Origin of the sequence: Serratia sp. OLAL2 (assembly GCF_002752475.1) — a bacterium.
Classification (GTDB): Bacteria; Pseudomonadota; Gammaproteobacteria; order Enterobacterales; family Enterobacteriaceae; genus Serratia; species Serratia bockelmannii.
This window is the reverse complement of record NZ_MSTL01000003.1, coordinates 38,669-58,484: the sequence shown is the minus strand read 5'-3', so window position 1 is coordinate 58,484 and position 19,816 is coordinate 38,669. Positions and strand designations below refer to the sequence as shown.

The following is a 19,816-nucleotide window of genomic DNA, read 5'->3' as shown; positions in this document are numbered from 1 at the left end:
CAGGACTGTCGGCGGGTCAGGAAGGCTGAGGAACCGCGTCAGGACGATGCTGCAGGATGATGCAAGGATCACTTGGTCAGGATGGCCGCAGGAAAAGTTTTCAAGGATTGAGCAGGGAGCACACTGTGTAGCGGGATAGCTATAAAACGAACCGGGGGCACTGTTAACGCAGTGCCCCCAACTTTTTGTTCTCTCCCGCCGTGCGTGCTCCTCTGCTTAATCCATCGCCAGCGTTAACCAATCGCGCCCAGCGTATCGCCTGCGCCCTGTTTTTTCGGCAGCAGGAACAGCGTGGCGTAGATATCCAGCAGGTAAATCGCCGCCAGCAGGCTGATGGCGGCGGTAAACGACACCTGCGTCACCAGCGCACCGATCACCAATGGCCCCAGGCCGCCGACGCCGCGCCCCAGATTGAACAGGATGTTTTGCGCGGTGGCGCGCGCCTGTACCGGGTAGGTATCGGAAATCAATGCGCCGTAGCCGCCGATCATGCCGTTGACGAACATGCCCATCACGGCGCCGGCGAACAGCATCAGCATCGGATCGCTCAACTGGGCGTAGCCGATCACCATCACTACCGCGCCTACCTGATACAACACGAAAATCTTCCAGCGGGCGAAGCGATCGGCCAGCATGCCAAACAGCCAGATACCGAACGTCATGCCGACCACCGTCACCGCCGTCCACAGGCCGGACTTGGTGAGTGAGAAGCCGAAGTTTTTCGCCAGGTAAGTCGGCATCCAGATCATCAGCCCGTAGTAACCGAAGTTCTGCACCGAACAGAGAATGAAGATGCCGATGCTGGCCTTGCTGGTAGCGCGATCCTTAAACAGCAGGCGCAAACGCTGCAGGAAGGAGAGCGGCTGCCCGGCGTCTTTCTGCCGCACGAACGCCTCCGGCTCGCCCAGCGTGCGGCGGATCAGGAATGACGCCAGCGCCGGCAGCAGACCGACCAGGAACATACCGCGCCAGCCGATGTGTTCCAGCAGCAGCGGCGTCAGGAAGGCGGCTGCCAGCACGCCCAATTGCCAGCCCATGCCGACGTAAGCCGAAGCGCGGTTGCGTTTCTCCGCCGGCCAGGCTTCGGCGATCAGCGCCATGCCGATGCCGAATTCGCCGCCCAGCCCGATGCCTGCCAGGGTGCGATAGGCCAGCAGATCCCAATACCCTTGCGCCACGGCGCACAGGCCGGTGAACAGGGAAAACATCAGAATGGTGATGGTCAGCACCCGGATTCGGCCGAAACGATCGCTAAGGTGGCCGAAGATCACGCCGCCCAGCACCGCGCCGATCAGCGTCCAGGTGACCAGCGAACCGGCGGCCGATGAGGTTAATCCTAATTCGATGCTGATGGCCGGCAGCATAAAGCCGAGGATCAGCAGGTCAAACCCGTCCATGGCATAACCGGTGACCGAGGCCAGCATGGCTTTACCGGGCGTCGCGTGGTTTTTTTTCTCTGTTATTACGGACATGAATCTTTATCTGTGTGGTGTATTCGATGGGCCTATTGTGCCGCGTGGCGGCGATCGCCACCAGATAAAAACGGCAGCCGGTCTCGGGCGCGCCAAATTTGGGCTATAAAAATGCTATGCTTTGCCGCCTTTCAGCCAGCGAGCTGAATACCATAATGAAAAGAGATCGGGAATGCAGATGAGTATACATAACCAGGTGCGCCGCAGTTTGCAGGCGATTGAACAATCCATGCGCGATCTGGCGCTGTGGCAGGCCGCGCCGCCTGAGCATGAGGCTTTTTCCAGCACCGAGCCGTTCTGTATCGACAGCATGTCGGCCGAAGCCTGGCTGCAGTGGGTGTTTCTGCCGCGCATGTATGCGCTGCTGGATGCCCAAGCGCCGCTGCCGACGCGCTTCGCCATCACGCCTTATTTCGAAGAGGCGCTGAAAGATCGTGAGCCGAGCAGCCTGCCGCTGCTGGTGCTGCTGCAACAGCTGGATTTGATGTTAAACAAAGAGCCGTAATTCACCGGCGGCGCGCAGATTTTTGCCGTCCGGCAGTGTAGAGTACTCGCGCGGATGCCGGGCAGGAGAGCCGACGGTGTCTTTCGGCTCGGTTGAACCGCGACGGTTGACCGGGGGCTGCATTAGGATGATGAGGTGCTGCAATAATGGATTTATTAAGGTTTATCCTGCGTTTGCCTTTTACCCTGGTTAAGGGCGTTTGTCGCCTGCTGGGTGGGGCGTTGTCGCTGTTGGGACGGTTGCTGAGACCGCTGGTCGGCAACCTCAGCTGGCGCGCGCCGGCCTGGTGGGCTGCGCTGCCGCGCGGTTTTTTGCGGCTCGAAAGCGGCGTGGATAAACACCCGAAAGCGATCGGTCTGGGCCTGCTGCTGCTGGCGGGGGCCGCGGGCGGCGCGTTTTACGGTTGGCACTGGTGGCAAAATCGGCCCCAGCCCATCGAGCCGGCGCCGTTGGTGGTTCAGGAGATCAGCGCCGAGGTGGCCAACCCCGAGCCGATAGATTACGCCGCCGCCCGGCAGGCGCCGCAAACGGTGAGCCTGACCTTCAGCGGCTCGGTCGCGCCGATCGCCGTGGTGGGTAAAACCGTGAGCGCCGGTATCACCCTCAAACCGACGGCGGAAGGGCAGTGGGCGTGGAGCAATGAATCAACGCTGGTGTTCTCGCCGAAAAAACCGCTGCCGATGGGAGCGAAATATGAGGTGGCCCTGGAGCCCGCCACCTTGCTGGCGCCGCAGGTCAAGCTCGCCAAAACCCGCTATGCCTTCACCGTGCCCGCGTTCGATTACCGTCTGGGGCAGGCCGAGTATTACCGCGATCCACAGAATGCGCAGAAACGCAGCGCGATTTTCAATCTGCAGTTCAACGCGCCGGTCGACGTCGCCAGCTTTGAAAAACAGATTTCGCTGGTATTGAAGGAAGGCAGCACGTCCTCCGAGAAAAAGCTGAACTTCTCTCTGGTCTATGACGAGAAAAAACTGAACGCCTGGGTGCATTCCGAGCCGCTTCAGGCGCTGGATCAGGGCGGCGCGGTGCATCTGACCGTCGGTAAGGGCGTTAAATCGACGGCGGCCGGCAACGCGGTCGAAGAGGCGAAAAGCAACTGGGTCAAGGTACCCACCCTCTACAGCCTGGCGCTGAGTGACGCCAGCGCTCAGGTCGTGGACACCGACGGCGGCCAAGGGCAGCGTGCGCTGGTGGTCGGTTTCAGCGATGCGGTGAAGGATAAAGAGTTGGTGCGGGCCACCAAAGCCTGGCTGCTGCCGCAGCACGATCCGAGCGATGCCGAGGCCGCCAACGATGCCGAAGACTTCTATCAATGGACGGTCGACAGCGTCGGCAAAAACGTGCTGGCGCAGGCGACGCCACTGCCGTTGACGCTTAACGAGGCGGAAGAGGCCTATCAACCGCAGTTCAGCTTCCGTTTCGACGCTCCGGCGCACCGCTTTGTGTTGCTCGAGATAGACAACCAGCTGGTCTCTGTCGGCGGTTACAAGATGCCGAAGAAGGTTTATCGGGTGGTCGAAGTGCCGGAGTTCCCGAAATCGCTGCAGTTCATGTCGCAGGGCTCGCTGCTGTCGGTTAACGGCGACAAGCAGATCAGCGTGGCGGCGCGTAACGTGGCGGGCCTGCGGCTGGACATCAAACGGGTGATCCCGAGCCAGCTGCAGCACATTGTCTCCTTCAAAAGTCGGGACTACTCGTCCACGGAATTCAACCGTCTCAACGACGAATATTTCACCGAGCATTTCAAATACCAAACGGCGCTCAACAACGAGCGGCCGGGGGAAGTGAACTATCAGGGCATCGATCTCTCCCGTTATCTCTCCACCAACGCCAGCTCCCATCGCGGGGTATTCCTGCTGACGCTGTCCGAATGGCAGCCGAACCGAAAACCGGCGGCGGAAGAGGCGGGCACCGAGCAGGATCAGGAACAAGATGAAAGCGAAGGGGAAGAGCAGCCCGACGTCGGCGATTCGCGCTTTGTGGTGGTGACCGATCTGGGCATCGTCGCCAAGAGCTCGCAGGATAAGACGCGCGATGTCTTTGTGCAGTCGATCCAAAGCGGCGCACCGGTCAGCGGCGCCACCGTGTCGGTAGTGGCCAAAAACGGCGTGACGCTGCTCAGCCAAACCACCGGTGCCGACGGCCACGTGCGTTTCCCGGCGCTCGATGTATACACCAACGAGCGCCAGCCGGTGATGTTCCTGGTGGAAAAGGAAGGGGATGTCTCCTTCCTGCCGACCGGTAGCTATAACGATCGCGGGCTGGACTTCTCGCGCTTCGACGTCGCCGGTGAACAAACGCCGACCGATCCGCGCACCCTCAGCAGTTATCTATTCTCCGATCGCGGCGTTTATCGGCCGGGGGATACTTTCAATATTGGCCTGATCACCCGCGCCGCCGACTGGGGCGTTGGCCTGGCCGGCGTGCCGGTGCGTGCCGAAATTCGCGATCCGCGCGACAAGCTGATGTCCACCGTACCGCTGACGCTGGGCGCCAGCGGTTTCAACGAGCTGAGCTATACCACCGATGAAAACTCACCGACCGGCGAGTGGAACGTCTATCTGTATCTGATCGGCAAAAACAACGATACCTCCACGCTGCTCGGCCATACCGCGGTCAATGTGAAGGAGTTCGAACCGGATCAGCTGAAAGTGAAGCTGGCGTTGACGCCGGACCGCCAGCAAGGCTGGGTAAAACCGTCTGAGCTGAAGGCCAGCATCGACGTGCAGAACCTGTTCGGCACCCCGGCGCAAGATCGCCGCGTGACCACCAGGCTGACGCTGCGGCCGATGTATCCGAGCTTCGATCGCTTCCCGGATTATGCGTTCTACGAAAACCGGCAAAACAGCGACGGGTTCGAAACCGAGCTGGAAGATCGCACCACCGATGAGCATGGCGCGGCCGATATTCCGCTCGATCTGAAATCCTACGCCGACGCGACCTATCAGCTGCAGCTGTTGTCGGAGGCGTTCGTCGCCGGCGGCGGGCGTTCGGTGGCGGCTACCGCCCGTACGCTGGTTTCGCCTTACGATTATCTGATTGGGGTGAAGGCCGACGGCGATCTGGGCTACATCAATCGCGACGCGGAGCGGCATCTGAATGTGATCGCCATCGATCCGGCCCTGAAACAGATCGCCATGCCGAATCTGAAGCAGGTGCTGATCGAACAGAAATACATTTCGGTGCTGACCAAACAGGATTCGGGCGTTTACAAATACCAGTCGAAGATGAAGGAAGTGCAGCTGTCGGAACAGCCGCTGGCGCTGAGTGAGCAGGGCGCGGATCTGCGGCTGACGACTGATAAGCCGGGCGACTTCGTGCTGGTGATTGAAGATGCGCAGGGCAAGACGCTCAACCGCGTCGCCTACAGCGTGGCCGGCAACGCCAACCTGAGCCGTTCGCTGGATCGCAACGCCGAACTGAAGCTGAAACTGAACCAGGCGGAATACCAGCCGGGCGAGGAGATCGAGGTGGCGATTAACGCGCCTTATACCGGCAGCGGTTTGATCACCATCGAGAAGGACAAAGTTTACGCCTGGCAGTGGTTCCACAGCGATACCACCAGCTCGGTGCAGACGATCCGCGTGCCGGCCGGCATGGAGGGCAACGGCTACATCAACGTGCAGTTCGTGCGCGACATCAACTCCAGCGAGATCTTCATGAGCCCGCTGAGCTACGGCGTGATGCCGTTCAAGATCAGCACCAAGGCGCGCCAAAACAGCCTCGAGGTGACGGCGCCGGCGGTCATCAAGCCGGGTGAAAACCTGACGATGACGGTCAAGACCGATGCGCCGCAGCAGGTGGCGCTGTTCGCCGTCGATGAGGGCATTCTGCAGGTGGCGCGTTACCGCCTGAAGGATCCGCTGGAGTTCTTCTTCAGCAAGCGCGAACTGAACGTGAGCAGCTCGCAGATCCTGGATCTGATCCTGCCGGAGTTCAGCAAGCTGATGGCGCTGACCGCGGCGCCGGGCGGCGATGCGGGCGAAGGGTTGGATCTCAACCTCAACCCGTTCAAACGCAAGCGTGACAAGCCGGTGGCCTACTGGTCCGGCATTACCGAAGTCAGCGGCGAGAAGCAGTTCGTCTACCCGGTGCCGGACTACTTCAACGGCAAGATCCGCGTCATGGCGATTTCGGTGACGCCGGAGAAAATCGGCAAGGCGCAAACCGCCGCCACGGTGCGTGACAGCTTCATCATGACGCCGAACGTGCCGGCGATGGTGGCGCCGGGCGATGAGTTCGACGTCAGCGTGGGCATCAGCAACAACCTCGAAGGGCTGAACGGCCAGTCGGCAGCCATCAACGTCCTGCTGACGCCGCCGCCGCAATTGGAGGTGGTGGGCAACGCGACGCAAAGCCTGACGCTGGCGGAAAAACGCGAGGGCGTGATCGCTTTCCGCCTGCGCGCCAAAGCCGTTTTGGGCGATGCGCCGCTGGTGTTCGACGCCCGTTACGGCGACCAGGCCAGCCGCCGCACCGTCAGCACCTCGGTGCGGCCGGCGGCGCCGTACCGCACCCAGTCGGTGATGGGGCGCATGAGTGGCAGCAGCCAGAACGTCGATGGCCTGCGCCAGATGTTCGATGCTTTCGCGCAGCGCCGGGCTGCGGTGTCGAATTCACCGCTGGTGCTGACCAATGGGCTGGCGCAATACCTGGCGGATTACCCATATTACTGTTCCGAGCAGATCGTCAGCCGTTCCATTCCGCTGATGCTGCAGAGCCGTCACCCAGAGATGAAAAGCAGCCTGAGCCAGGCGGAAGTCAGCAAGCAGCTGCGCAATCTGCTTGGCGTGCTGCGCGCCCGCCAGAACGACAGCGGGGCGATCGGCGCCTGGCGTTCATCGCCGGATGCCGATCCTTTCGTCACGCCTTATGTGGTGCAATATCTGCTCGAAGCCAAAGCGGCGGGCTACGCCCTGCCGGAAGGCATGCTGGATGAAGCCAACGGCGCGTTGCGCGAGCTGGCGGCCAGCGGGTTCGACGATCTGTATCTGCTGCGCCTGCGCAGCTGGGCGGTTTACCTGCTGACGCTGCAGGGCGAAGTGACCACCAACTCGCTGGCGGCGGTGCAGGATACGCTGCAAAAACGCTATGGCGAGGAGTGGAAAACCGACCTGAGCGCGCTGTATCTGGCCTCTTCCTATCGCCTGTTGAAGATGGACGACGAAGCCGCCGCGCTGTTGCAACCGAGCTGGCAGCAACTGAGCAAAGCCTATGACAGCGCCTGGTGGACGCAGAACTATTTCGATCCGCTGGTGCTGGATGCGACGCGGCTGTATTTGATTACCCGTCACTTCCCTGAGAAGGTGGCGTCGATTCCGCCGCAGGTGCTGGAGAATATGGTCAAGGCACTGAAAGAAGAGCGTTACACCACGTACTCCTCTGCAATGAGCATCCTGGCGCTGGAAAGCTATTCGACTGAGGTGGCGGCGCAATCCGCCAATGCGGACGCGTTAGGCATCGTGCAGGTGGGCAAAAGCGGCGGCGAGCCGCAGCGCATCAGTGAGCTGCAGGGGCTGTTCGTTCAGGGGCAGTTCAACGCCGATGCCACCGCCGTGCGCTTCACCAACGGCGGCAATGCGCCGGCCTGGTATGTGGTGACGCAGGCCGGTTACGATCTGAATGCGCCGCAAAAAGCGCTGTCGCGCGGCATTGAGATTGTCCGCGATTACACCGACGAGCAAGGCAAAGCGGTGACGCAGGTGACGCTGGGGCAGAAGATCAATGTCCATCTGAAGGTGCGCGCCAACTCGAAAGAGGGGCAGAGCAACCTGGCGATCGTCGATCTGCTGCCGGGCGGGTTCGAAGTGGTGCAGCAGACGCCGCCGGAACCGGCCGATACCGGCGAGGAGAGCGACGATCGCGGCGGCTGGCAGTCGCCGCTGGCCGCCACCGGCTCCACCTGGGCGCCGGATTACAGCGATATCCGTGAGGATCGGGTGATTATCTACGGCAGCGCCGGCACCGAGGTGCAGGAGTTCGTCTATCAGATCAAGGCCACCAATACCGGCAGCTTTATTGTTCCACCGGCCTACGGCGAAGCCATGTACGACCGTGAAGTGCAGGCCATGTCGGCCGGCGGCGGTAAGCTGGTGGTGGTGCCGGCGGGCAACGACTAGGCCATATCCGGCGCCAGGCCAGCGTCTGGCGCCGGAATGCTGAGAACGTATGAAGATCCTGACCGGGCGCGTGCTGCAAAACGGCTTGATGGCGGTGTTTTTACTGGCGCTGCTGTTGGCCGCGATTCGGCTGTGGCCGCATCCGCCCCTGTGGCAGGGGCTGCCGCAGTCTTCCGTTTATTATGACAGGCACGGCGCGCTGCTGCGCATCACGCTGGCCAACGACGATCGCTACCGTCTATGGACCCCGCTGGAGCAGGTGTCCCCGCTGGCGGTGCGCGGGCTGCTGCTGCACGAGGATCGCTGGTTCTACTACAACCCCGGCTTTAACCCCGTCAGCCTGATGCGCGGCTTCTGGCGCAGCTATGTCGCCGGCGGCAAAATGCAGGGCGGATCGACCATCAGCATGCAGCTGGCGCGGATGCGCTGGCATCTCAATACCCGCACGTCGGGCGGCAAGCTGCTGCAGGTGCTGCGCGCGGTGCAGCTGGAACTGAGCTACTCCAAGCGCGATATCCTGGAAGCCTATTTGAATTACGCGCCCTACGGTCGCAACATTGAAAGCATCGGCGCCGCCAGCCTGATCTACTTCGCCAAGTCGCCGAAGGCGTTGACCCTGCCGGAGGCGCTGACGCTGGCGGTGCTGCCGCAGTCGCCCAGCTACCGTCTGGAGCCAAAAACCGGCGTGCTCGGTGCCGCATTGACGCAGGCGCGCAACCGTCTGTTCCAGCGCTGGCAGCAGGTTTACCCGACCGACGCCAGCCAGCAAACGCTGTTCCGCCTGCCGCTGGCGCTGCGGCAGCCTGAACAAGTGCCTTATATTGCGCCGCACTTTATCGAACAGCTACGCCTGCAGACGCAGCAACTGGTGCAGCGCGATACCCGCGTAGACACGACGCTGGACGCCGGGTTGCAGCGGCTGGTCGAGCGGCAGGTTAACGCCTTTATCGCCCGCAACCGCAGCCGCGGCATTCAAAACGCCGCGGTGCTGCTGGTGGACAGCCGCGATATGGGGGTGCGCGCGCTGGTAGGATCGGCGGACTATTACAATCGGCCGATCCAGGGGCAGGTGAACGGCACCAACGCCAAACGTTCGCCGGGCTCGACGCTGAAGCCGTTCATCTACGCGCTGGGCATGGAGCAAGGCGTGTTGCATCCGATGACTATCCTGAAAGACGTGCCTTCGTCGTTCGGCGCCTATGCGCCGGAAAACTTCGACCGGCGCTTTCTCGGCCCGGTGACCGCCACCGACGCGCTGAACTTCAGCCGTAACATCCCGGCGGTATATGTCGCCTCGCAGCTGCGCCAGCCGACTTTTTATCAGTTCTTACGCCTGACCGGCGTCGCCAATATGGCCAATGAGAGCCACTACGGGCTGTCGCTGGTATTGGGCGGCGGTGAGGTGACGGCGCAGGAATTGGCGAAGCTGTATGCGCTGCTGGCGAACCGCGGCGAGCTGCGGCCGCTTCGCATGCGATTGAACGAGGCCGAATCGACGCCGGTGCGGCTGCTGAGTGAGGAGGCCAGTTTCATCACGCTGGATATGCTGCGCCAGCACCGGCGGCCGGGCGATACGCTGGCACAGCGTTCTTCTTCGCTGCCGGCGTATTGGAAGACCGGGACTTCATGGGGCTTTCGCGACGCCTGGAGCGTCGGAATCTTCGGCCCTTACGTGCTGGTGGTGTGGGAAGGCAACTTCGACGGGCGCGGCAACAATGCGTTGGTCGGCGCCGAGGCGGCCGCGCCGCTGTTTTTCAATATCATCGACAGCGTCAACGCCAGCTACCCTGGCCTGCGGGAACCGAAACATCCGTTCCCCCAACGGCTGCGGCGGGTGGAGATTTGTCTCGCCAGCGGCGATCTGCCGACGCCGTGGTGCCAGCAAAAGGGCAAGACCTGGTTCATTCCCGGCAAGTCGCCGATCAAGGTGGACAGCGTCTATCGGCCTGTGGTGCTGGATATTCACAGCGGCGAGGTCGTTTGCCCGCCGTATGACGCGGCGCAGACTCGTACCGAAATCTTTGAATTCTGGCCTTCCGATTTGGCCAACGTGTTCGCCCAGGCCGGGCTGCCGAAACGGACGCCGCCGGTTAACCGCTGCAAGGATAACGGCATCGCCGTCGGCGGCAACGCACCGCGCATCACTTCGCCGCTGAAAAATACCACCTATACCCTGCGCCAGTCGCAGCAGGGGCGGGACAAAATCGCCTTCAATGCGGTGACGGATGCCGACAGCAAGACGGTGTACTGGTTTGTCGACGATATCTATCTCGGTAGCAGCGCCAGCAAAAAGCCGATCGACTGGCGGCCGATCAACAACGGGCGTTATCGCATTCGGGCGGTGGACGATCGCGGCCGCGCCGATACGCGCCTGGTGACCATCGAATGGGTAAACTAGCGCTGAGCCGCACGCCTGTTATACTCGCGCCCGAAACGGCTATTGACCTGGGAAAGCGATGTGATTGAGATTTTGTATCAGGATGAACACCTGGTGGCGGTGAACAAACCGTCGGGCTGGTTGGTACACCGCAGTTGGCTGGATCGTCATGAAACACGTTTTATGATGCAAACGGTGCGCGATCAGCTCGGGCAGCACGTCTTTACCGTGCACCGTCTCGATCGCCCGACCTCCGGCGTGCTGCTGATGGCGCTTTCCAGCGAGGTGGCGCGCCTGCTGTCGCAGCAGTTCGAGCAGCATCAGGTGCAGAAAACCTACCATGCGGTGGTGCGCGGTTACGTGCAGGAGGGGGCGACCCTCGACTACCCGCTGACGGCGGAGCTGGACAAAATCGCCGATAAACATGCCGATGCCGACAAGGGGCCGCAGCCGGCCGTTACGCACTACCGGCCGTTGGTGCAGGTAGAGATGCCGGTGGCCGTCGGCCGCTACGACAGCGCACGTTACAGTCTGGTGGAACTGCAGCCGGAAACCGGCCGCAAACACCAATTGCGGCGCCACATGGCGCATCTTCGCCATCCGATCATCGGTGACAGCAAGCACGGCGATTTGCGGCAGAACCGTGGGATGGCGCAGCATTTCGGCTGCCCGCGCCTGATGCTGCACGCCAGCCATCTGCAGCTGACGCACCCGGTGAGCGGCGAGCCGCTGCAGGTGACGGCGCGCTGGGACGAAGACTGGCAAGGGGTGATGGCGCAGTTCGGCTGGGCGGGGGTATTCCCTGAACTTGCCGGGGTTGAGTTTAGCGCGGCTAACGGTCAGGATAGCTGACAATTTTTAAAGGTAATGAAGGGAGTAGGAGCCATGGCTCAGGTTGGTATCTTCGTGGGAACGGTCTACGGCAATTCGCTGTTGGTGGCGGAAGAGGCGCAAAACATCCTCAGCGAGCAGGGCCATGAGGTCAAACTGTTCGAAGAGGGCACGCTGGAGGCCTGGCAGTTTTATCGTCAGCATTACGCGCTGGTGATCACCTCCACTACCGGGCAGGGCGATTTGCCGGACAGCATCGCGCCGCTGTTCCACGCCATTCGCGATCAGGTTGGCTATCAGCCGGAACTGCGCTACGGGCTGATTGCCCTCGGCGACAGCAGCTATGACCACTTCTGTGGCGCGGGGCGCACGTTTGATGCGTTGCTGCAGGAGCAGGGCGCCACCCGCGTTGGTGAAGTGCTGGAAATCGATGCGATGGAACAGCCGGAGCCGGAAGTGGCCGCCTGCCCGTGGGTCGAGCAGTGGGGCACGCTGCTGCAGTCATAACGTAAAAAGGCGCCGTAAAAGGGCGCCTTAACGATGATGCGGGTCAACCGATCCGCATTACTTGCCGCGGGTGAGTTTTTCCAGATCGGCTTCGATCTCGGCAATCTTGTGCGACACCACGCCCTCGAGATGGCGCAGGTCGTCGAGGATTTTACGCTTAAGATCCACTTCCACCTGATCGCGCTGGCACAGCTGATCCAGTTCGTCGATCACGTAACGCAGGTTCGGGTTGATCTCGTGAATTTCCTTGTAGCCCTGGCCGGCGTTGTCCGCCACCACGGTTTTACGCTGGCGCGGATACTTGAACTTCACGCTCTTGGCGAAGAACTCGCCCTTGTCCTTGCGGAAATAGATCTTGAGGATGTCGTTGTTGGCCTCTTGACGCAGGCTATAGCGATCGACGTCTTCCGGTTGATTGATGCCCAAACTCTTCAAGTTATCGTACATACTGCGCCCTCTTTAGATGTGATCGTTATATTCCACGACTGCGATTATGGCGGAAAGCGAGATCTGCGACTGTGACTGCCAGCGAAACGCAGACAAAAAAATAGCGGGTGAATCACCCGCTATTTCAATTTAGTCGATAGTACGCAATAACTCATTAATGCCGACTTTACCGCGCGTTTTGGCGTCGACTTTCTTGACGATCACCGCGCAGTACAGGCTGTAAGAACCGTCTTTCGACGGCAGGTTACCGGAAACCACCACCGAACCCGCCGGCACGCGGCCGTAATGGATTTCGCCGGTCTCGCGGTCATAGATGCGGGTGCTCTGGCCGAGGTAGACGCCCATCGAAATCACCGAGCCTTCTTCCACGATCACGCCTTCCACCACTTCGGAGCGTGCGCCGATGAAGCAGTTGTCTTCGATGATGGTCGGGTTGGCCTGCAGCGGCTCCAGCACGCCGCCGATGCCGACGCCGCCGGACAGGTGAACGTTCTTGCCGATCTGCGCGCAAGAACCGACGGTGGCCCAGGTGTCGACCATGGTGCCTTCGTCGACGTAGGCGCCGATGTTAACGTAAGACGGCATCAGCACGGTGTTGCGAGCGATGAACGCGCCCTGGCGCACGGTGGCCGGCGGCACGACGCGGAAACCTTCCTTCTGGAAGCGCGCTTCGTCGTAGTCGGCGAATTTCATCGGCACCTTGTCGTAGTAGCGGGTTTCCGCGCCGTCCATTACCTTGTTGTCGTTGATGCGGAAAGAGAGCAGCACGGCTTTCTTCAGCCACTGATGGGTGACCCATTGACCGTCGATCTTCTCGGCAACGCGCAGGGCGCCGCTGTCCAACAGGCCGATCACCTGGTTTACCGCTTCGCGCGTTACGGTGTCTACGTTCGCCGGGGTAATGTCCGCACGGCGTTCGAAGGCGCTTTCAATAACGTTCTGTAATTGCTGCATGCTGTTCTCTTTCCTGATGTTGTCGGTAAAAAGTTACTTGTATCACATTTTATCGTTCGGGGTGAGGGCCTCTGTCAACCGTTGCTCCAACTTTCTGCGCGTTTCTTGGTCGAGCGCGCGCCGCTCGCCGTCGGCCAGAATAAACAAATCCTCGACCCGCTCGCCGATGGTGGAAATGCGCGCGCCGTGCAGCGACAGCCCCAGATCGGCGAACACTTCGCCCACCCGCGCCAGCAGGCCGGGTTGGTCGAGCGCCGTCAGCTCCAGGTAGCTGCGGCGATCGGTGTGGGTCGGCAGGAAGGTGACCTCGGTCGGCACGCTGAAGTGGCGCAGCTTGGAAGAGGGGCGGCGCACACGCGGCGGCTGATACTCTCGTTGGGTGATGGCCTGTAGCAGCGCCTGACGGATCGCCGCGTGGCGATCCTGCGCCAGCGGGCTGCCGTCCGGTTCCAGCACGATAAAGGTGTCCATCGCCATACCGTCGCGGTTAGTGAAGATCTGTGCGTCGTGCACGCTCAGGTTGCGGCGATCCATCTCCCCGGCGACGGCGGCGAACAGATAAGGACGATCCGGGCTCCAGATGAAGATCTCGGTGCCGCCGCGCGTCGCCTGGCGGCTGACCAGCACCAGCGGCTGGGTGGAGTCGTGGGCAAGCAGATGGCGGGCGTGCCAGGCCAGCTGATTCGGCGAGTGGCGCAGGAAATAGTCGGCGCGGCAGCGGCTCCAGATGCGGTGCAGCGCCTCTTCGTCGATGTTGTCCATGCGCAGCAGCGCCAGCGCCTGCAGCCGATGGTGGCGCACGCGTTCGCGCAGATCCGGGCTGTTTTGCATGCCGCGGCGCAGCTGTTTCTCGGTGGCGAAATACAGCTCGCGCAACAGGCTCTGCTTCCAGCTGTTCCACAGGGTTTCGTTGGTGGCGCAGATATCCGCCACCGTCAGGCATACCAGGTAGCGCAGGCGAGTTTCGCTCTGCACTTCGCTGCTGAACTGCTGGATCACCGTCGGATCCTGGATATCGCGGCGCTGCGCGGTGACCGACATCAGCAGGTGGCAGCGCACCAGCCAGGCCACCAGTTGGGTTTCTCGCGAGTTGAGACCGTGCAGCTCGGCGAACTCGGCCACGTCCTCCGCGCCGAGGATCGAGTGATCGCCGCCGCGCCCTTTGGCGATATCGTGGAACAAGGCCGCCAGCATCAGCAGTTCCGGGTGCGGCAGGCGCGGATACAGCTCCACGCACAGCGGATGGCGCGGCCGGGTTTGCGCATCGGCGAAGCTCTCCAGCTTCTGCAGCACCCGGATAGTGTGCTCGTCGACGGTATAGGCGTGGAACAGATCGAACTGCATCTGCCCGACGATCTTGCCCCACTGCGGCATATAAGCCCATAGCACACTGTGACGGTGCATCGGCACCAGCGCGCGCGACACCGCGCCGGGGTGGCGCAGGATGGCCATAAACAGATCGCGCGCTTCCGGGATGGTGCACAGCGGCTGTTTCAGGTGACGGCGCGCGTGGCGCAGCTGGCGCACGGTGGTGGAGTAAATGCCTTTGATCTCGCGGTTGCGCACCATCAGGTAGAACATGCGCATGATGGCTTGCGGCTCGCGGATGAACAGCGTTTCGTCACGCAGATCGATCAGATCGCCGCGCAGCTGGAAATCGTCGTTCAGCGGACGCGGTTTCTCGGTGGCGTCCAGCGCCAGGATGGCCTCGTCGAACAGCTGCAGCAGCATGTGGTTCAGCTCGCTGACGCGCCGCGTCATGCGGTAGAAGTCTTTCATCATGCGCTCGACCGGCTCGTTGCCTTCACCTTCATAGCGCAGCAGCTGCGCCACGTTGAGCTGACGATCGAACAGCAGACGGTTGTCGTAACGCGGCAGCACCAGATGCAGCGCAAAGCGGATGCGCCACAGGAAGCTCTGACATTCGTTCAGTTCGTTGCGCTCGGCCTGGGTGAGGAAACCGAAACCGACCATTTCGTCCAGCGAGGTGGCACCGAAGTGGCGGCGCGCCACCCACAGCAGCGTGTGGATATCGCGCAGGCCGCCGGGGCTGCTTTTGATATCCGGTTCCAGGTTATAGCTGGTGCCATGGTAGCGCTGGTGGCGTTCCTGCTGCTCGTTGATCTTGGCGTGGAAAAACTGCGGCGAAGGCCAGAAGCCGTCGCTGAAGATGTGTTTTTGCATTTGCAGGAACAGCGCGACGTCGCCGCAGATCATGCGCGATTCGATCAGGTTGGTGGCCACGGTCAGATCCGCCAGCCCTTCCAGCAGACACTCTTCCAGGGTGCGCACGCTGTGGCCCACCTCCAGCTTGAGATCCCACAGCAGGGTGATGAATTCGCCGACCCGCTGCGACTGCTGTTCCGTCAGCCGGCGCTGGCTGAGCACCAATACGTCGATGTCCGACAGCGGATGCAGCTCGCCGCGGCCGTAGCCGCCGACCGCCACCAGTGCGGTTTCCGGGATATCTTCGAAGCCGTAGAAGGTCCACAGCCGGCGCAGCAGGCGATCGATGAAGTCGCTGCGCGCCGCCACTAGGCTTTCGGCGCTGGAGCCGGCGTCGAACGCCGCCGCCAGCCACAGCTGAAACTGCTCCAGCCGCTGTTTCAGCACCAGGCAGGTGAGGTCGTCGTCGCCGTAGGCGCTGGGAGAGACGGGTGGCATCGGCACGGCCGGGGCCGCCTGTTGAAGAAGATTGTCAGACATAGTGCGCAGCCCATAAAAAAGGCCGGCATAAGCCGGCCTGGTGATATTCTGCACGCGGCGTTCGTCGCGGTGCTTACATCTCGTGCGTAATGATGTTGGGGATGGTGTCATCCTTGCGCAACGTCATTATTTCGCAGCCGTTATCAGTGACCACAATAGTATGCTCATACTGCGCCGACAAGCTGCGATCTTTGGTTTTTACCGTCCAGCCGTCTTTCATGGTGCGGATGCGGTAGTCGCCGGCGTTGACCATCGGTTCGATGGTGAAAGCCATGCCTGCCTGTAGCACCACGCCGCCGTCGTCCGCGTCATAGTGCAGCACCTGCGGCTCTTCGTGGAACACTTCGCCGATGCCGTGGCCGCAGTACTCGCGCACCACGGAGAACTTCTCGGCTTCGACGAATTGCTGAATAGCCTTGCCCAGGGTGCGCAGACGGATGCCCGGTTTGACCATCTTCAGCGCCAGATACAGGCTTTCCTGAGTGACGCGGCACAGGCGCTCGCCCAGAATGGTCGGTTTGCCGACGATGAACATCTTAGAGGTGTCGCCATGGAAACCGTCTTTAATCACGGTCACGTCGATATTGACGATGTCGCCGTCTTTTAGCGTTTTGTCGTCGCTCGGGATGCCGTGGCACACCACTTCGTTCACCGATATACACACGGATTTCGGGAAGCCGTGATAGCCGAGGCAGGCGGAAATGGCCTGCTGCTCGTTGGTGATGTACTCGTGACAGATACGGTCCAGCTCGCCGGTGGTCACGCCAGGTTTGACGTGCGGCTCGATGATCTCCAGCACTTCGGCGGCCAGGCGGCCGGCCACGCGCATTTTTTGGATGTCATCAGGTGTTTTAATTGAGATTGCCATGAAATTTGTCCGCAGGTGTCGTTATCGTCGACAATAAGAAGCAGTGACTTATGGTATCAGCCCGGCCGGAGGCTGCCAAATTTCATTTCCCGACGCCCGGCGAAAAGCAACAAAAGTTGGTGTCGGCAGCGGGTTTATGGTATAAAGCGCGCCGGCGATCCGCGACTTGGTTCTTGTGACCTGGCAGGAATTGGCCGAAAATACTTTAACTGCACTCATTTTGTGTAAATAACACACACGTATCGGCACATCCGCCGGGGTGCCCTGAGGTGACTTGTCGCCGCCAGGGTCGGCGTTATGGGATACGTGGAGGCATAACCCCAATTAATCTATAGAGGTTTAATCATGGCAACTGTTTCCATGCGCGACATGCTCAAGGCTGGTGTTCACTTTGGTCACCAGACTCGTTACTGGAACCCGAAAATGAAGCCTTTCATCTTCGGCGCTCGTAACAAGGTTCACATCATCAACCTGGAGCAGACCGTACCAATGTTCAACGCCGCTCTGGCTGAACTGAGCAAGATCTCTTCCCGTAAAGGCAAGATCCTGTTCGTTGGTACCAAACGCGCAGCAAGCGAAGCGGTAAAAGACGCTGCGAACAGCTGTGACCAGTTCTTCGTGAACCACCGCTGGTTGGGTGGCATGCTGACTAACTGGAAAACCGTTCGTCAGTCCATCAAACGTTTGAAAGATCTGGAAATCCAGTCTCAAGACGGCACCCTGGACAAGCTGACCAAGAAAGAAGCGCTGATGCGCACTCGTGAACTGGCCAAGCTGGAAAACTCCCTGGGCGGTATCAAGGATATGGGCGGTCTGCCAGACGCACTGTTCGTTATCGATGCCGATCACGAGCACATCGCGATCAAAGAAGCCAACAACCTGGGTATCCCGGTATTCTCTATCGTTGATACCAACTCCAACCCAGACGGCGTTGACTTCATCATCCCTGGTAACGACGACGCAATCCGTGCAGTAAACCTGTACCTGACTGCTGTTGCTGCCGCTGTGCGTGAAGGTCGTTCTCAAGATCTGGCCGTTCAGGCGGAAGAAGGCTTCGTAGAAGCTGAATAATAAGGCAAGCTCGTCACTGAGCCCTTATTAACCAGGTATTGACATATGTTGGTTAGGGGGGCCTGTAAAGGCCCCCTTTGCTTATCTGAATGAGAACTGTCTCCACGCGAGATAACCGAGGAAAAATAAATGGCTGATATTACCGCTGCCCTGGTAAAAGAACTGCGCGAGCGTACCGGCGCTGGCATGATGGATTGCAAGAAGGCGCTGGTTGAATCCAACGGCGACATCGAACTGGCAATCGAAAACATGCGTAAGTCCGGTGCGATCAAAGCCGCTAAAAAAGCAGGCAACGTAGCTGCTGACGGCGTGATCAAAACCAAGATCGAAGGCAACTACGGCATCATTCTGGAAGTTAACTGCCAGACTGACTTCGTCGCGAAAGACGCCGGTTTCCAGGCGTTCGCCGACAAAGTGCTGGATGCCGCTATGGCCGGCAAAATCACTGACGTTGACGTGCTGAAAGCACAGTTCGAAGAAGAGCGCGTAGCGCTGGTGGCAAAAATCGGTGAAAACATCAACATTCGCCGCGTTGCTTCCCTGGAAGGCGACGTGCTGGGCAGCTACCTGCACGGCGCGCGTATCGGCGTTCTGGTTGCGGCTAAAGGCGCTGACGACGAGCTGGTCAAGCAAATCGCAATGCACATTGCGGCGAGCAAGCCAGAGTTCGTGAAGCCAGAAGACGTGTCTGCTGAAGTGGTAGAAAAAGAGTACCAGGTTCAGCTGGACATCGCCATGCAGTCAGGCAAGCCGAAAGAAATCGCAGAGAAAATGGTTGAAGGCCGCATGAAGAAATTCACCGGTGAAGTTTCTCTGACCGGTCAGCCTTTCGTTATGGATCCGAGCAAATCTGTTGCTCAGGTGCTGAAAGAGCACAACGCTGACGTGACCAACTTCATTCGCTTCGAAGTGGGCGAAGGCATCGAGAAAGTCGAAACCGACTTCGCTGCTGAAGTTGCCGCGATGAGCAAACAGTCTTAATGACTGTCGATGGAACCGCCGTCTGGCGGTTCCATACTATCCAGCCAGAATTACACCGGTGGCAGGCCCTGCAGCGTGATACTCACCTCAGGCGCGTTTCATCGGCTGAAATCCCCAATACTAATACTGCTTCTTAGGACAGAACACCATGGCAACCAATGCAAAACCCGTATATCAGCGTATTCTGCTTAAACTGAGTGGCGAAGCCCTGCAAGGTGCAGAAGGTTTTGGTATCGACGCCAGCGTTTTGGATCGCATGGCTCAGGAAGTGAAAGAGCTGGTCGAACTGGGAATTCAGGTCGGTGTAGTTATTGGCGGCGGGAACTTGTTCCGCGGCGCGGGCCTGGCGCAAGCCGGCATGAACCGCGTAGTGGGCGACCACATGGGAATGCTGGCTACCGTGATGAACGGCCTGGCTATGCGTGATGCACTGCACCGTGCCTATGTGAACGCCCGCCTGATGTCGGCGATCCCGCTGAACGGCGTGTGTGATAATTACAGCTGGGCAGAGGCGATCAGCCTGCTGCGCAACAACCGCGTGGTGATCTTCTCCGCCGGTACCGGCAACCCGTTCTTCACCACCGATTCCGCCGCTTGCCTGCGCGGTATCGAGATCGAAGCCGACGTGGTGCTGAAAGCCACCAAAGTGGATGGCGTATACTCCGCCGATCCGGTGAAAAACCCGGATGCGACGCTGTATGAACAATTAACCTATCAGGACGTGCTGGAGCGCGAGCTGAAAGTGATGGATCTGGCGGCGTTTACGCTGGCCCGCGATCACGGTCTGCCGATCCGCGTGTTCAACATGAACAAGCCTGGCGCACTGCGCCGCGTGGTGATGGGTGAGAACGAAGGTACGCTGATCAGCAAATAAGGCTGTTCGCCCCCCTTTTTCGGAGCGCGTGACGCCAGGCGCCGCGCGCTCTTCGAGTACGATTACGGGCTATACTTGAGTATCGCCTGCCAAGTAACCAG

Annotated in this window: 13 protein-coding genes; 8 read left to right on the top strand and 5 right to left on the bottom strand. The window is 60.4% G+C overall.

Annotated elements, in window-relative coordinates:
• Positions 1-233: 233 nt before the first annotated feature.
• On the bottom strand, positions 234-1,472 hold the full coding sequence (locus BVU99_RS03810) for an MFS transporter (protein ID WP_049206166.1): 1,239 nt from the start codon (positions 1,470-1,472) through the stop codon (positions 234-236).
• A gap of 178 nt (positions 1,473-1,650) precedes the next feature.
• Between BVU99_RS03810 and BVU99_RS03805 the strand changes: the two genes are divergently transcribed.
• The 5 genes from BVU99_RS03805 to BVU99_RS03785 all read left to right on the top strand — a co-directional run bounded on the left by BVU99_RS03805 (position 1,651) and on the right by BVU99_RS03785 (position 11,814).
• Positions 1,651-1,977 (top strand): YqcC family protein, encoded by a 327-nt coding sequence (locus BVU99_RS03805; protein WP_025304043.1) that lies wholly within the window; start codon positions 1,651-1,653, stop codon positions 1,975-1,977.
• Between the two features lie 146 nt (positions 1,978-2,123).
• Complete coding sequence (locus tag BVU99_RS03800) at positions 2,124-8,099, top strand: alpha-2-macroglobulin (RefSeq protein ID WP_099817547.1); 5,976 nt, start codon at positions 2,124-2,126, stop codon at positions 8,097-8,099.
• A 49-nt stretch (positions 8,100-8,148) separates the two neighbouring features.
• The gene (gene pbpC / locus BVU99_RS03795) at positions 8,149-10,497 is read left to right on the top strand and encodes a penicillin-binding protein 1C (protein WP_099817546.1); all 2,349 of its coding nucleotides are present in this window, start codon (positions 8,149-8,151) and stop codon (positions 10,495-10,497) included.
• Positions 10,498-10,557: 60 nt separating this feature from the next.
• A complete protein-coding gene (gene truC / locus BVU99_RS03790; protein WP_099817558.1) occupies positions 10,558-11,328 on the top strand; it encodes a tRNA pseudouridine(65) synthase TruC in 771 nt (256 codons plus the stop codon).
• A 33-nt stretch (positions 11,329-11,361) separates the two neighbouring features.
• Positions 11,362-11,814 carry a flavodoxin gene (locus BVU99_RS03785; protein ID WP_033644870.1) on the top strand — a complete coding sequence of 151 codons (453 nt, stop codon included), beginning with the start codon at positions 11,362-11,364 and terminating at the stop codon, positions 11,812-11,814.
• Between the two features lie 57 nt (positions 11,815-11,871).
• On the opposite strand, the gene BVU99_RS03780 is transcribed toward BVU99_RS03785, so the two are convergent.
• From BVU99_RS03780 to map, 4 genes are all read right to left on the bottom strand, one after another.
• The gene (locus BVU99_RS03780; protein WP_004931929.1) at positions 11,872-12,261 is read right to left on the bottom strand and encodes a DUF3461 family protein; all 390 of its coding nucleotides are present in this window, start codon (positions 12,259-12,261) and stop codon (positions 11,872-11,874) included.
• 129 nt (positions 12,262-12,390) lie between these two features.
• A complete protein-coding gene (dapD, locus tag BVU99_RS03775; RefSeq protein WP_004931932.1) occupies positions 12,391-13,215 on the bottom strand; it encodes a 2,3,4,5-tetrahydropyridine-2,6-dicarboxylate N-succinyltransferase in 825 nt (274 codons plus the stop codon).
• 42 nt (positions 13,216-13,257) lie between these two features.
• Complete coding sequence (gene glnD / locus BVU99_RS03770; protein WP_099817557.1) at positions 13,258-15,921, bottom strand: bifunctional uridylyltransferase/uridylyl-removing protein GlnD; 2,664 nt, start codon at positions 15,919-15,921, stop codon at positions 13,258-13,260.
• Between the two features lie 73 nt (positions 15,922-15,994).
• Positions 15,995-16,789: a type I methionyl aminopeptidase gene (map, locus tag BVU99_RS03765; RefSeq protein ID WP_004931936.1), complete on the bottom strand. Its 795-nt coding sequence runs from the start codon at positions 16,787-16,789 to the stop codon at positions 15,995-15,997.
• Between the two features lie 345 nt (positions 16,790-17,134).
• Here map and rpsB point away from each other — a divergent pair, with 345 nt between their 5' ends.
• From rpsB to pyrH, 3 genes are all read left to right on the top strand, one after another.
• A complete protein-coding gene (rpsB, locus tag BVU99_RS03760; protein ID WP_016929891.1) occupies positions 17,135-17,860 on the top strand; it encodes a 30S ribosomal protein S2 in 726 nt (241 codons plus the stop codon).
• A gap of 129 nt (positions 17,861-17,989) precedes the next feature.
• A complete protein-coding gene (tsf, locus tag BVU99_RS03755) occupies positions 17,990-18,841 on the top strand; it encodes a translation elongation factor Ts (protein ID WP_025304037.1) in 852 nt (283 codons plus the stop codon).
• A 148-nt stretch (positions 18,842-18,989) separates the two neighbouring features.
• Positions 18,990-19,715, top strand: coding sequence for a UMP kinase (gene pyrH / locus BVU99_RS03750; protein ID WP_004931940.1), 726 nt, complete (start codon positions 18,990-18,992; stop codon positions 19,713-19,715).
• The last annotated feature ends 101 nt before the right edge of the window (positions 19,716-19,816 follow it).

Coding starts and splice junctions, on each gene's coding strand:
- BVU99_RS03810 (WP_049206166.1), bottom strand. CDS start 1,472: ATGTCCGTAATAACAGAGAAAAAAAACCACGCGACGCCCGGTAAAGCC.
- pyrH (WP_004931940.1), top strand. CDS start 18,990: ATGGCAACCAATGCAAAACCCGTATATCAGCGTATTCTGCTTAAACTG.
- glnD (WP_099817557.1), bottom strand. CDS start 15,921: ATGTCTGACAATCTTCTTCAACAGGCGGCCCCGGCCGTGCCGATGCCA.
- tsf (WP_025304037.1), top strand. CDS start 17,990: ATGGCTGATATTACCGCTGCCCTGGTAAAAGAACTGCGCGAGCGTACC.
- BVU99_RS03805 (WP_025304043.1), top strand. CDS start 1,651: ATGAGTATACATAACCAGGTGCGCCGCAGTTTGCAGGCGATTGAACAA.
- pbpC (WP_099817546.1), top strand. CDS start 8,149: ATGAAGATCCTGACCGGGCGCGTGCTGCAAAACGGCTTGATGGCGGTG.
- BVU99_RS03785 (WP_033644870.1), top strand. CDS start 11,362: ATGGCTCAGGTTGGTATCTTCGTGGGAACGGTCTACGGCAATTCGCTG.
- BVU99_RS03800 (WP_099817547.1), top strand. CDS start 2,124: ATGGATTTATTAAGGTTTATCCTGCGTTTGCCTTTTACCCTGGTTAAG.
- dapD (WP_004931932.1), bottom strand. CDS start 13,215: ATGCAGCAATTACAGAACGTTATTGAAAGCGCCTTCGAACGCCGTGCG.
- rpsB (WP_016929891.1), top strand. CDS start 17,135: ATGGCAACTGTTTCCATGCGCGACATGCTCAAGGCTGGTGTTCACTTT.
- BVU99_RS03780 (WP_004931929.1), bottom strand. CDS start 12,261: ATGTACGATAACTTGAAGAGTTTGGGCATCAATCAACCGGAAGACGTC.
- map (WP_004931936.1), bottom strand. CDS start 16,789: ATGGCAATCTCAATTAAAACACCTGATGACATCCAAAAAATGCGCGTG.